This window comes from Anaerolineales bacterium (assembly GCA_019637805.1).
Classification (GTDB): domain Bacteria; phylum Chloroflexota; class Anaerolineae; order Anaerolineales; family UBA11579; genus JAMCZK01.
In genome coordinates, this window is sequence record JAHBVB010000001.1 from 906,747 (window position 1) to 919,764 (window position 13,018).

7 protein-coding genes and 1 riboswitch are annotated in these 13,018 nt (G+C 62.9%); of the genes, 2 read left to right on the top strand and 5 right to left on the bottom strand.

What is annotated here, in order from left to right:
- Positions 1 to 4 precede the first annotated feature (4 nt).
- Positions 5 to 889, bottom strand: coding sequence for a SurA N-terminal domain-containing protein (locus KF885_04435; GenBank protein ID MBX3048400.1), 885 nt, complete (start codon positions 887 to 889; stop codon positions 5 to 7).
- A 462-nt stretch (positions 890 to 1,351) separates the two neighbouring features.
- Between KF885_04435 and pheS the strand changes: the two genes are divergently transcribed.
- Complete coding sequence (pheS, locus tag KF885_04440) at positions 1,352 to 2,407, top strand: phenylalanine--tRNA ligase subunit alpha (protein ID MBX3048401.1); 1,056 nt, start codon at positions 1,352 to 1,354, stop codon at positions 2,405 to 2,407.
- Positions 2,407 to 4,938, top strand: a complete 2,532-nt coding sequence (gene pheT, locus KF885_04445; protein MBX3048402.1) for a phenylalanine--tRNA ligase subunit beta — start codon at positions 2,407 to 2,409, stop codon at positions 4,936 to 4,938. The genes pheS and pheT overlap by 1 nt, the downstream gene beginning before the upstream one ends.
- Positions 4,939 to 4,977: 39 nt before the next feature.
- On the opposite strand, the gene KF885_04450 is transcribed toward pheT, so the two are convergent.
- The 4 genes from KF885_04450 to KF885_04465 all read right to left on the bottom strand — a co-directional run bounded on the left by KF885_04450 (position 4,978) and on the right by KF885_04465 (position 13,017).
- Positions 4,978 to 5,925, bottom strand: a complete 948-nt coding sequence (locus KF885_04450) for an aldo/keto reductase (protein MBX3048403.1) — start codon at positions 5,923 to 5,925, stop codon at positions 4,978 to 4,980.
- Between the two features lie 8 nt (positions 5,926 to 5,933).
- Positions 5,934 to 7,772, bottom strand: coding sequence for a bifunctional homocysteine S-methyltransferase/methylenetetrahydrofolate reductase (locus KF885_04455; GenBank protein ID MBX3048404.1), 1,839 nt, complete (start codon positions 7,770 to 7,772; stop codon positions 5,934 to 5,936).
- Between the two features lie 41 nt (positions 7,773 to 7,813).
- Positions 7,814 to 11,251, bottom strand: coding sequence for a methionine synthase (gene metH, locus KF885_04460; GenBank protein ID MBX3048405.1), 3,438 nt, complete (start codon positions 11,249 to 11,251; stop codon positions 7,814 to 7,816).
- A 156-nt stretch (positions 11,252 to 11,407) separates the two neighbouring features.
- Positions 11,408 to 11,508, bottom strand: a riboswitch (SAM riboswitch).
- A complete protein-coding gene (locus KF885_04465; protein ID MBX3048406.1) occupies positions 11,473 to 13,017 on the bottom strand; it encodes a recombinase family protein in 1,545 nt (514 codons plus the stop codon). Its footprint overlaps the riboswitch before it by 36 nt.
- Between the last annotated feature and the right edge of the window lies 1 nt (position 13,018).

The window sequence follows — 13,018 nt, forward strand, 5'->3', positions numbered from 1 at the left end:
CGAATCAGGGTAGCAAAATCTCCACACGGGTCTGGCCGCGCTGGCTGGCCAGCCAGTCCTGCAGGGCCAGGCTTTGCAGCGCCTGGCGGGCCCGTGGCGTCAGCGGGCGGTTGGCCTGGCGGTCCAGCACCTCGATCAGGTGGAACCCCAGCGGGCTCTCCACCACCAGGCTGACTTGGCCGGGCTGCAGGCCAAAGGCGGCCTCCTCCACAGCAGGCTGCAGCAGGTAACCCCGCGGGAACCAGCCCAGGTAGCCCAGCCCCAGGCCATCGTTATTGTTAACGATCTGCTGGAAGCTGGTGCCGCCGCTGAGCTGCGACAGCAGGCGGTCGGCCGAGAACTGGTCGGCCAGCAGCACCTGGCGAGCCAACACCTGTTCCGCGCTGTGTGGCACGGCGTTGGTGATCTGCTCGCGCATCCAACCCGCTTCGATCTCCAGCGCCAGTTCCTGGCGGAAGAGGTCAGCGGTGTAGCCTTGCTCGGCCAGCCAGGCCTCAAAGGCATCAGGGCCGCCTGCGGCTTCCACTGCCGCATCCAAGCGTTGCTGCAGCGTGGCTTCCTCCAGCACATAGCCCTGGGCGCGGGCGCCTTGGGCCAATAGCATGCGGCTGATCAGGTCATCCAGTACAGCCTGTGGTACATCCCCTTTTGCCAGAAGTGTGCCAAAGTCGGCTTGGGCGGCCTGATACTGAGCCAGGTGCAGGTTGTAGCTGTCGCTGGAAATAGCCTCGTCATTAACCCGCGCTACCGGCGCGGATACGGTGGGCGTGAGGGTGGCTTGTTCTGGGGCGGGCAGGCTGGCTTCAGCTGCCGGACCGGCTGCCGGAGAGCCACAGGCCGCCAGGAACACGGCGGAGCAGAGCAGAAGAGTGAGGGAAGGAGAAAACATATATTGATGAATTTCTGGCGGGTGTTTAATCAAATTTGACAGCATTTTTCTGCTGCCAGCGGGGATTATACAGGAAGCCTTTGCGCTTTGGGTAATGGGCTGCTTGACACCACTTATCTTTTGCGGATAATTGCAGATACAGGCTAAGACAGAGGAAAGTACGCCGCTGAAAGCTGCCAGGGAGGCGGGGGCCGGAAGTCCGGACTGCAACCCCCGCTCTGTGGAAAGCCGCTGAAGTTCCCTCTCGAGCCGCCCGGGTCAATTACTGCACACGCAGTTTAGTAGCCCCGGCCGTATGTCCGCCGTTACCCGGACTGCCAAATCGCCGCAAGGCTGTTGGCCAGAGAGGTCGCCAATATGGCGCTCAAGTTGGGTGGTACCGCGGGAGCTGCGCTCTCGTCCCGAGTTTGGGACGGGAGTTTTTGTTTTAATCAGCCGTTCACGTATCGACAGGAGAGAAGGATGCTTGCAGAACTAGACAAAATTCACAATGAGGCCCTAACCGCGGCCACCCAAGTGAACGACCAGGCTGGCCTGGAGGAATGGCGTAGTCAGTATTTGGGGAAGAACGCTGTGCTGACCCAAAGCCTGAAGCAGCTGGGCGGCTTGAGCGCTGAAGAGCGCCCTCAGGCGGGCCAAAAGATCAACCAGGTCAAGCAGGCCCTGGAGGCCGCTTTTGAAGAGCGTAAAGCCGCCTTACAGGCCGAGAAGTTGCAGCAGGCCCTGGATACGGAGCGCCTGGACGTGACCCTGCCCGGTCGCGCCCTGCCCCTGGGGCGCCTGCACCCCATCACACAAACCCTGCGGCGCATCAATGCCATCTTCGCCGAGATGGGCTTCCAGGTCTACCGCTCGCGCGATGTGGAAACCGATGAATACAACTTCCTGCTGCTCAACTTTCCGCCCAATCACCCGGCGCGGGAGATGCAGGATTCCTTCTATGTGGAGGGCGGCAGCGCAGACAATCCACTGCTGATGCGTACGCATACCTCTGCTGGGCAGATCCACGCCATGCGAGAGTTCTCGGCGGAGAGCCCGGACAATCCACCGCCGGTGCGCATCGTGTTGCCGGGCATGTGTTACCGCTATGAGCAGGTCAGCGCCCGCTCGGAAGTGCAGTTTACCCAGGTCGAGGGCCTGGCAGTGGGCGAAGACATCACCTTCGGCGACCTGAAGGGCACGCTGACCGACTTCGCTCGGCGCTTTTTCAACGTTGATGTGCGCACGCGCTTCCGCGCCTCGCATTTCCCCTTCACCGAGCCCAGCGCCGAGATGGATGTGGAGTGCTTCGTCTGTGGCGGCAAAGGCTGCTCGGTGTGCAAGCACAGCGGCTGGCTGGAGATCCTGGGCAGCGGCATGGTGCACCCCAATGTGCTGCGCAATGGCGGCTACGACCCGGAACGCTACAGCGGCTTTGCCTTCGGGATGGGGCCAGAGCGTCTGACTATGCTGCGATACCGCATCGAAGACATCCGCTATTTCTGGCGCAACGACCTGCGCTTTTTGGAGCAGTTCTAATGAAAGTACCAATTTCCTGGCTCAAAGACTTCGTTGACCTCGAGGGTGTTTCCATCGAGGACCTGGCCCATACGCTGACCATGGCCGGGTTGGAGGTGGAAGAGATTCGCTTTGTCGGCCTGCCAATCCCCAGCGGCCAGCAGCTGGCCAAGCTCAGCGGCCTGGCCTGGGACCGCGAGAAGATCGTGGTGGGCGAGATCCGCGAGGTCGGCCCGCACCCGGATGCTGACCGTTTGGTGCTCTGCCGTCTGTTCGACGGTGAGAAAGAGCACAGCGTGCTGACCGGCGCGCCCAACTTGTTCGAATACAAAGGCCAAGGCGAGCTTAAGCCGCCGTTGAAGGTGGCTTATGCCAAAGAAGGCGCCGAGTTGTATGACGGTCACCAGGCCGGCTTGAACAAGATGACCCTCAAGCGCACCAAGATCCGCGGTGTGGAGTCATATTCGATGGTCTGTTCCGAGAAAGAACTGGGTATCTCCGAAGAGCACGAAGGCATTTTGTTCCTGGATGCGGATGCCGTAGCTGGCACGCCGTTGGCCGATGTGCTGGGCGATGCGGTTTTTGATATTGCCATCACGCCCAACATTGCCCGCGACGCCAATATCTATGGCGTGGCCCGTGAGGTGAGCGCCTTGCTGCAACGCCCACTGAAGCCCATGCCAACCGAAGTGCAGGCTGATGGCCCTAAGATCGAGGGTGCGGCCCGCATTGAGATCAGCGAGCCACAGCTCAATCCGCGCTTTGTGCTGGGTCTGATCCGCGACATCGAGATCAAACCCAGCCCGGAATGGGTGCGCCGCCGGCTGACCCTGGCGGGCATGCGCCCGATCAACAACGTGGTGGACGCAACAAACTACGCCATGCTCGAATTGGGCGAGCCGCTGCACGCCTTTGATTACGACGTGCTGGTGCAGCGCTCTGGCGGCCAGCCGCCGGTGATCAGCACCCGCCGTGCCAAGAGCGGCGAGACGCTGACCACCCTGGATGGCGTGGACCGCAAGCTAGACGACTTCACTGTGCTGGTATGTGACACGGCTGGCTCGCTCTCGCTGGGCGGCGTGATGGGCGGACTGGAGAGCGAAGTCACCGAGAGCACTCGCAACGTGCTGCTGGAAGGCGCTGCCTGGAACTTTATCAACATCCGCAAGACCCTGAATGCCCAACGTCTGAGTTCTGAGGCGGGCTACCGTTTTTCACGCGGCGTGCACCCGGCCATGGCGCCGCGCGGCGTCAGCCGCGGGTTGGAACTGATGCGCCAATGGGCCGGCGGCCAGGTAGCCGCGGGTCTGGTGGATGAATATCCCTTGCCGCCGCAGCCCAGCGTGGTGCAGATCAGCCCGCAGGATGCGCGGCGCTGGCTGGGCGTGGACCTTTCTACCGACCAACTCAGTGATATTTTGCAACGGTTGGGTTTTGAAGTCAAAACCCAGAGCGAAACCTTGACCGTAACTTCCCCTGACCACCGTCTCGACATTGGCGAAGGCGTGATCGGCAAGGCTGACCTGATGGAAGAAGTGGCCCGCATCTACGGCTACGACAACATCCCGGCCACGCGCCTGGGCGACGACCTGCCCCCGCAGCGCGCCAATCACACCCTGGAGATCGAAGAGCGCATCCGTGATCTGCTGGCGCGCCAGGGCTTGCAGGAAGTGGCCACTTATCGCCTGACCAGCCCGGAGCAGGAGGCCCGGCGCCTGCCCGCCGGCACCCCACCGGATGATAAACCCTACACCCGACTGAGCAACCCGATTTCGCAAGAACGCACCGTGCTGCGCAAGAGCTTGCTGGCCTCCGTGTTGGAGATCGTCGAGCGCAACGCCAATATTCGAGAGCGGCTGGCCTTCTTTGAGATCGGCCCGGTCTTCCGTGCCTCCGAAAACGGTCCGTTGCCGGATGAGCTGCCCCGCCTGGTGCTGGCCCTGCGCGGCCCGCGCCAGCCGGCGCACTGGCAGGGCGGCGACGGTGACGCCCAGGATTTCTATGACATCAAGGGCGCAGTGAGTACTTTGCTCAACGGCCTGGGTTTGCGCGAGCTGCAGTTCGAGCCTGCCGCACACCCCGCCTTCCACCCGGGCAAATGCGCCCGAGTACTGGCGGACGGCCAGCCTCTGGGCGTATTCGGCGAATTGCATCCGCAAGTGCAAACTGAATACGACCTGGGCGGCGACCCGGTACAGGCGGCCGCGCTCGATCTGGACACCATCTACAGCCTCGTGCCGGAACGTTTTGACAGCCAGAGTGTGCCTGCCTATCCACCGGTGTTGGAAGATCTGGCGCTGGTGGTCGACGAAAGCCTGCCGGCGGGCCAGGTGGAAGCCTTGATCCGCCAGACGGGCGGCAAGCTGCTGACCGGTTTGGCGCTTTTCGATGTCTTCCGCGGTGAGCAGATCGGTGCAGGCAAGAAGAGCCTGGCTTACCAACTCACCTACCAAAACGCCGAGCGCACCCTGACGGATGAAGACGTGGCTAAGCTGCGCCAACGCATCATCCGCCGCCTGGAACAGGAGCTGGGTGCGCAGTTGCGGGCCTAGGTGTTTGGACTAAAAGCGGAGCCAGTACTGGCTCCGCTTTTAGCTTAGGATTGTCTCAATGCGTTCCAGCACGCTGTCGTCCAGCTTGCTGACCGCTTCAGACGCCTTAAGGTTGTCTTGCAGCTGCTCCAACTTGGTGGCGCCGGTGATCACGCTGCTGACCTCTTTGCGCCGCAGGATCCAGGCGATGGCCAGCTGGGCCATGCTGATGCCCAGGTCGCCGGCCACTTCATCCAGCTGCTTGAGCTTCTCGACGCCGCCCTCCTGAACACGGTCAGTCACCCAGCCCATGCCTTCTAGGGTCGCCCGGCTGCCGGCGGGGATGCCCTGGTTGTACTTGCCTGAGAGCACGCCCGAGGCCAGCGGGCTGAAAGTGGTCAGGCCGATGCCGAGGCTCTCGCAGACCGGGGCTAGGTCCTTCTCCACCTGGTGGCGGTGCAGCATGTGGTACTGCGGCTGCTCCATGCTGGGCGGGATCAGCCCATACTGCCGGGCAATACCGTGCGCTTCGCTGATCTGCGCGCCGCTCCACTCTGAGGTGCCCCAATAGAGCAGCTTGCCCTGCTGGATCAGCGTGTTCATGGTAAAGACCACTTCTTCCACCGGCGTTTCGGGGTCAAAGCGGTGGCAGAAATACAGGTCGACGTAGTCCATTTCCAGTCGCTTGAGCGAGGCATGGATCGATTCGGTGATGTGCTTGCGCGAGAGGCCGCGGCCGTTGGGGCCGGGCATGGTCGGCCAGAAGACCTTGCTGGAGATGACCAGCGCCTCACGCGGCAGGCCGCGGATGGCCTTAGCCATGGTCTTCTCGGCCTCACCTTTGGCGTACACATCGGCATTGTCAAAAAAGTTGACGCCTTGTTCGTAGGCGTAATGGATCAGGGTGTCGGCAGTTTTGTCTTCGATCTGCGAGCCGAAGGTCACCCAGGCACCGAAAGAAAGTTCACTGACTTTAAGGCCCGAACGGCCCAAGCGGCGAGTTTCCATGCTTCTCCTTAACTGATCGACTCTAAGATCTGAGCTGCCAGGTCAAAACGGTTGAAGGCGGGCATTAGGTAGACGCCGGCGCCCCAGGCCCGGATCTGCTCGATGAGTTCGATGGCAATCCGCACGCCCTCTTGCGGGCCTTGGCTGCCCGCGGCTTCCATACGCCGGCGGATCTCAGCCGGGATGATGATGCCGGGGACTTCGTTGTGCAGAAAGTTGGCATGGCGCACGCCGAACAGCGGCAGGATGCCAACCAGCAGCGGCTTTTCCAGGCTTTCGGCGTGCTGCTCCAAAAACTGGCGCGCCTGGGCCGGGTCGTAGACCGGCTGTGTGAGGAAGAAATCAGCCCCATTGCGCAGCTTGCGTGCCAACAGCTTGGCTTCCCGCTCTGCGTCCGGCGGGGCCAGGTTAAGCGCCGCGCCGACATGAAAGGCGGTGGGCTGGCCGATCTCTGCCCCAGCATGGTCGCGCCCCGTGTTGAACTGCTGCTTGATTAGCTTGATCAGACCCGTGGGCGCCAGGTCATAGTTGTCCATCGCATCGGGGTAATCGCCAATCGAGGTCGGGTCGCCCATAACCACGAAGACATTGCGCACACCCAGCGCATGGGCGGCCAGCAGGTCGCCCTGCACGCGCAGCAGGTTGCGGCCGCGGGTGGGGAAGTGCAGTGTGGTCTCCACGCCCACATGACGCTGGATCAGGTCGCAGACCGCCCAGGGGCTCATGCGCATACGCGCCATGGGGCTGTCGGCGACGTTGATCACGTCCACGCCCGATTCGGCCAACAGGTCCGCCCCGGCTTGCAGTTTGTAGGTGGACAGCCCGCGCGGTGGGTCCATTTCCACCGCGGAGACAAACTTGCCCGCGGCGATCTTCTCCGCCAGCTGCGAGCCTTTGTCCGGCCCGGCCAGCGGTTCACGCTGCTCGACCACGCTGATCTGCCCGTTGGCCAGAGCGCTGATGGCCCCCGGGTTGTCCAGCGCATGGCGCATGGCTTGGATGTGTTCCGGGGTAGTGCCGCAGCAGCCACCGATGAGGGCCGCGCCCGCCTGGCGGAAGGCGACGGCGTACTGGCCGAAATACTCCGGCCCGGCGGGGTAGCGGATGCGCCCACCGGCCTGCTCCGGCCAGCCGGCATTGGGCATCACGGAGAACTGCGCATCCGGCACGGCGGCGCGCATCTGTTTGAGGATGCGCAGCAGTTGGGCCGGTCCGCCGGAGCAGTTGATACCGATCACATCGGCCCCAGCTTCATGCAGCTTTCGGGCGACTTTGGCGGGCGTGTCGCCCAGCAACGTGCGGTCGTCGCGGGTGAAGGTCATCGAGACCACCACCGGCAGCTCGCTGAGCGCTTTGGCCGCCTTGAGCGCTTCACGCGCCTCGTGCAGGTCGGTCATCGTCTCGATGATGACCAGGTCTGGCTTGCCAGCCAACAAGCCGCCCAGCTGTTCCTCGAAGGCGGCGCGGGCCTCGTCAGGGTCTACGCGGCCAAAGGGCGCCAGGCGCACACCCAGCGGACCGACATCCGCTGCCACCAGGGCGTCTTTGCCGTAAGCGGCCACAGCCTGGCGGGCCAGCTGCACGCCGGCCCGGCTGATCTCGGCCGCCTTGTCTTGCAGGCCGTGCTCCGCCAAGCGGAAGCGGTTGCTGCCGAAGGTGTTGCTCATGATGATCTGGGCGCCGGCCGCCAAGTAGGTGGCGTGGATCTGCTGCACCAGCTCAGGCTGGGAGAGATTGAGTTCGTCGAAGCAACGCGTGAAATCCACGCCTTGCTCGTGCAGCACGGTGCCCATAGCGCCGTCGGCGAGCAGGGTGGATTCGTTTAGGGTATCCAGAAGATTAGTCATCAAAGTTCTTGTTTCTCGGGGCACACATCACCCTACAAAGGTCAGGCCCGCATCAATTGTTCCACGCGGCTTTCGCCCACGCTGTAGTACTTGGCCTCGGGGTGGTGGACGATGATCGCCGCGGTGGACTGCTCCGGGACCAGCTGGTAGGACTCGGTGAGCGACACGCCCAGTTCCTTTTCGGCGGGCAGCAGGTTCCACACTTTGGCGTGGTCTTCCAGTTCCGGGATGGCCGGGTAGCCCCAGGAGTAGCGCTTGCCGCGCTTGGCGTCCAGCCCCAACTCGCGGCGGATGTGGCGGTGCAGGTACTCTGCAGTGGCCTCGGCGGTTTGCACTGCCAGGCCGTGCAGGAAATAGCCTTCGGTGTAATCGTTGGCGGCCTGCAGCGCCTCAAAGCGCTCGCTGGCTTCCTGGCCTACGGTGACGACCTGGAAGGCGACGGTGTCCATGCGCCCGCTCTCTACGGGGGCGAAGTAGTCCGCCAGGCAGAGCAGGTCGCCGCTCTCTTGACGCGGAAATTCGAAGCGGGTCAACTCGCGCGGTTTGCTGCCGTCCAGGCTGGCCGGATCGTAGACGATCAGGCTGTCGCCTTCCGCCTGGGCGGGCCAGTAACCATACACGGCTTGCGGTTTCAGCCACCCGGTTTGGCGGGCTTCCTTCTGCATGCGGGCCAGGCGGGCCTCAAACTCGGCTTCGATCTGCTTCCATTCCTCGCCCTGTTTGTTCTTGGCGCCCCAGGAGAGGCGGAAAAGCTCGTTCTTGTACAGACACTCGAAGACAGTCTCCAGCGGCATCTGCGGCACCAGGTGCACGCCCCATTTGGGCGGCGTGGGGATTTGCTCGGCGGGACCCACTGCCGAGCGGCCGCCGACCGCTGCCGTACGGCGCGGCTTGGATTCGCGGGTCAGCTCGCGGGCAGCCTTGGTGAAGATATCTTCCATTAACAACTCGCGGCGCGGGCCATCGATCAGTTGGTCCATGGTTTCCAGGCCTTCGAAGGCGTCCTGACAGTAAAAGACGCCGGAGTGGTAGGGCTTCTGGTCTTCGGTGTAGAGGATGCGCCAACCGAAGCGGCGGTTGATCGCCGCGCCGCCGATCAGCACCGGGTAGTCCAGGCCGCGGCGGTGCAGCTCGTTGATGATCAGCGGCATCTGCTTGCTGGTGCTGACCAGCAGGGCGCTGAGGCCGATGGCGGTGGCCTTGACCTCCTCCGCCTTGCTGATGATTGTCTCGGCCGGCACTTGTTTGCCCAGATCGAAAACTTCGTAGCCGTTGTTGACCAGAATGGTCTTGACCAGGTTCTTGCCGATGTCGTGCACGTCGCCGTAGACGGTGGCCAGGACCACTTTGCCCTTGCTGATGCCCTCGACCTTCTCCAGATAATTCTCCAGGTGGGCGACGGTCTTCTTCATCACTTCGGCGGACTGCAGCACGAACGGCAGGATCAGCTCGCCGGCGCCGAACTTGTCACCGACTTCTTTCATGCCCGGCAGCAAGGTGTTGTTCAGCAGGTGTACCGCGGCCTCATGGTCGTTGGGAAATTCCTTGCGGGCGATGACTTCGTCGATGGCCGCTTCCACACCGTCTTTGTGGCGGTGCAAGATGCTCCAATGCAGGCGTTCCTCGGGGGTCATGCCTTCCATTGGGTTGGCTTTGGTCTCCTCTTCCACCGGGGCGCGTTGTTCGTAATACTCAATGACCTTTTGCAGCGCATCTGGACGCTTGTTGAAGATCAGGTCTTCCATCAGCTGGCGCTCTTCTGCCGGAATTTCGGCGTAGGGCTTGACCTTCTCCGCATGGACGATAGCCATGTCCAACCCGGCCTGCACGCAGAAGTGCAGCATCATGCTGTTCAGCGTTGCGCGGGCCTGGGGTGTCAGGCCGAAGCTGACATTGCTGACGCCCAGCGAGGTCATCACGCCTGGCAGCTCGGCCTTGATCTGGCGGATGGCGTTGATCGTCTCCACGGCGCTGTTGTTGAATTCGGTGTCGCCGGTGCTGAGCGGGAAGGTGAGCACGTCGAAGACCAGGTCTTGCGGGCGGAAGCCGAATTCGTCCACGGCGATGTCGTGGATGCGCTTGGCGATCTCGAACTTGCGCTCGGCCGTCTTGGCCATGCCGGTTTCGTCGATGGTCAGGCACAGCACGGTGGCGTTGTGTTCTTTGGCGATGCTCAGCACGCGGTCCATCTTGGGCCGCCCGGCTTCCAGGTGGGTCGAGTTGAGCATGCAGCGGCCGGGGGCCAGCTTGAGGGCGGCTTCCATCACTTCCGGCTCGGTGGTGTCGATCACCAGCGGGGCCTCGACGCCCATGGCCAGCTTCTTGACCACCCTGGACATCAAATATTCCTCGTCTGGGCGCTCGGTGAGCGCCACGCTGACGTCCAACGTATGGGCGCCGCCAGCGATCTGCTCGCGGGCCATCTCAAGGATGCCGTCGAAGTCCTCGGCCATCAATAGTCGTTTGAACTTGCGGCTGCCGGTGCCGTTGAGGCGCTCGCCGATCAGCAGCGGCGGCGGCTCCTGCTGCATGTCGACCGCCTGAATGGAGGAGGACATGCGCACCGGACCCTGTGTGGGCCGCGGCGGTGTGGGGTGGTTGTGGATCTTCTCAACCAGCAGGCGCAAATGCTCCGGCGTGGTGCCGCAGCAGCCGCCCACGATGGCGACATTGTGCTTGTGCACGAATTCGGCCATCGCCTCGGCGTAGGGTTCCGGTTCCAGCGGATAGACCGCCTCGCCGTCGACATTCAGCGGCAGACCGGCGTTGGGGATGGCTGAGACTGGCAGGCGGCTGTGCTCGCCCAGGTAGCTGACCGGTTGGCGCATGTGCTCCGGCCCGGTGGAGCAGTTGAGACCGATGGCGTCGATCGGCAGCCCGTCCAGAATGGTCAGGGCGGTGGCGATGTCAGTGCCCAGCAGCATACGGCCGGTGGTGTCCAGCGTTACCTGGCACTGCACCGGGATGACTTCACCGGTCTCGTCGAAGGCGAGCTGGATGCCCTGGATGGCGGCTTTGACTTCCAAAATGTCCTGCGAGGTTTCGATCAGCAGGACGTCCACGCCGCCGGTGATCAGACCCACGGCCTGCTCGCGGAAGAGGTCGACCAATTGGTCGTAGGTGATGTCGGAGAGGGTCGGGTCGTCGGCGCTGGGCAGTTTGCCGCTGGGGCCGATGGAGCCGGCCACGAAGCGCGGGTGCTCCGCCGTGCTGAACTCGTCAGCGGCCGCCCGCGCCAGGCGGGCGGCCGCCTGGTTGATCTCGATGGTGCGCTCGCCCAAGCCGTATTCGCCCAGCGTCAGGCGGTTGCTGCGGAAGGTGTTGGTCTCCACCACGTCCACACCGACTTCCAGGAAGGAACGGTGCACCACAGCCGGCGCCTCGGGATAGGTGATGTTGAGGTAGTCCGGGCAGCCGTTGTACTTTTCGCCGCCGTAGTGTTCAGCGGTCAGGTTCATAGTTTGCAGGCTGGTGCCCATGGCCCCGTCGTAGATCAGGACGCGTTTTTCCAGCGCATCCAGGAAGGCGCGGCGGGTGTGGGGGCGGTAGGGGCTAATTGGTTTTTCGGTCACGGTCTCTCACTTAAGCGAAGTCGCCTCTCATGTTGAGAGGCGACCAGTAGTACGGAACTTATCGCCTCATCTCTCAGAACAATCTGCCGGAATTGGCACCTGCCGCAATTGCGGCGGTTGCCGAGGCTTCAAAGGGCCGGTCCCTCCACCTCTCTGGATGAGTTGCCTATAGACACATCAATAGGCCAAACGTATTTAATTCTTGCGATTATACCGTCTCTTGAGCGGGATACAGCAACCTGGTGCACCAGGTTGCGGATGATGTGTTTGTTTTGCTGGGGATTGGCCAGGAGCTTGGATTTGAGCTCTTGGCTCAGGGCCGGGATGTTGATCTGAGCCAGACCATCGGCGGATTGGAGCCTGCCTTTCTCCTGGCGGATCTGTTCCTGCAGCTGGGGTAAATGGGTTTCCAGCTGGCGGACCTCGTCGAGCATGGCGGTGCTGTGGCCCAGCTCTGCGATCGCTTTTACCAGGTTGGCGAGGCGGTTTTTGGTTGTTTGCAGATCTTTCCGCAGGCGGTTGAGGTGATGTTCGTCCTTGCCGGCGGCCAGCTTTTGGCCGACACGTGCGGTGATCTCACTGAGGTTGGCTGGCGCCAGGATCTCGTCGACGAGGGTGGAGAGAACGGCCTGCTCGAGCAGATCTGCCCGGATCATGCGGCAGCCAGGGCCGGCGACGCGGTTTTTGTTGGCCTGGCAGCGATAGTAGGAGTAGCCCTGGCTGTGATCATGGCGGTTACGACTGCGCGAGCCGACCATGCTGGTCTGGCAGTCCAGGCAGAACACCAGGCCGGAGAGGATCAGGGAGCTGCCGAGGATGCGCGGGTGGGTGCGGTTTTTGACCCGGTCGCTGGCTAGATGGCTGATTGCTTGCACGGCGTCCCAGGTTGCCTGGTCAACGATGGGGTCGCAGTAGTTTTCCACGATGGTTTGGTTGGCGCCTTTGCCGATCACGAGGTGGCCAATGTAGAGCTGGCGGCGAAACATCTTTGAATAGCCATTGCGTGAGGTGTGCAGCTGCAATTTTTTGTGGATCGATTTGATGGTGGCGCCAGCGGCGCGCATGCGAAAGGCCTCGGCAACCAGGGGTGCGGTGTTTGGATCGATCACCGGCCGGTAGCCTGTGTGTTGGCTGCCGTCGCGGCGCTGGCCGACATTGACCAGCTCGCGGCGAAAGCCGATGGGGGCGCGATGCCCGGGGAGGATGCCGTATTCCCGGGCAACAAAGTGCAGACCGCGGCGAATGTCGGCGGAAAGATCCTCGCGGAAGCGCTGGCTCATCCAGTCAATGGCGGCCTCGAAGAGGCGGCCGTCGGCCCCCTCTGGGATGCTGTCGTTGAGGGAATGGATGGAGTAGCCGCGCCGGCGCAGGTCCGCTTTATAAAATTGGGCGTCGTCGAAATCGCGGGCGAAGCGGTTGAACCTCCAGAGCACCAGACCGTGGTCTGTGCAGTCGGGCGATCGCAAATGTTGGAGCATGGCCTCAAAGGCCGCCCGGCCGACAGTGGAGCCACCAGACACGGCCTCGTCGCGAAAGATGGCGGTGAGCTGGTGGCCGCGCTGGTCGCACCATTCGCGAATGGCGGCCTCTTGCTGCTCGAGGGAGAGATCTTGTTCTGTGCCGCCGCTGTCACGCAGGTAGGCGACCAGGCGTGCGCGAGGCGGCAGGCTCATG

Bases quoted from the DNA above. Each gene is read 5' to 3' on its own strand.
- KF885_04435 (MBX3048400.1), bottom strand. From the start codon at position 889: ATGTTTTCTCCTTCCCTCACTCTTCTGCTCTGCTCCGCCGTGTTCCTG.
- pheS (MBX3048401.1), top strand. From the start codon at position 1,352: ATGCTTGCAGAACTAGACAAAATTCACAATGAGGCCCTAACCGCGGCC.
- pheT (MBX3048402.1), top strand. From the start codon at position 2,407: ATGAAAGTACCAATTTCCTGGCTCAAAGACTTCGTTGACCTCGAGGGT.
- KF885_04450 (MBX3048403.1), bottom strand. From the start codon at position 5,925: ATGGAAACTCGCCGCTTGGGCCGTTCGGGCCTTAAAGTCAGTGAACTT.
- KF885_04455 (MBX3048404.1), bottom strand. From the start codon at position 7,772: ATGACTAATCTTCTGGATACCCTAAACGAATCCACCCTGCTCGCCGAC.
- metH (MBX3048405.1), bottom strand. From the start codon at position 11,251: ATGGGCACCAGCCTGCAAACTATGAACCTGACCGCTGAACACTACGGC.
- KF885_04465 (MBX3048406.1), bottom strand. From the start codon at position 13,017: ATGAGCCTGCCGCCTCGCGCACGCCTGGTCGCCTACCTGCGTGACAGC.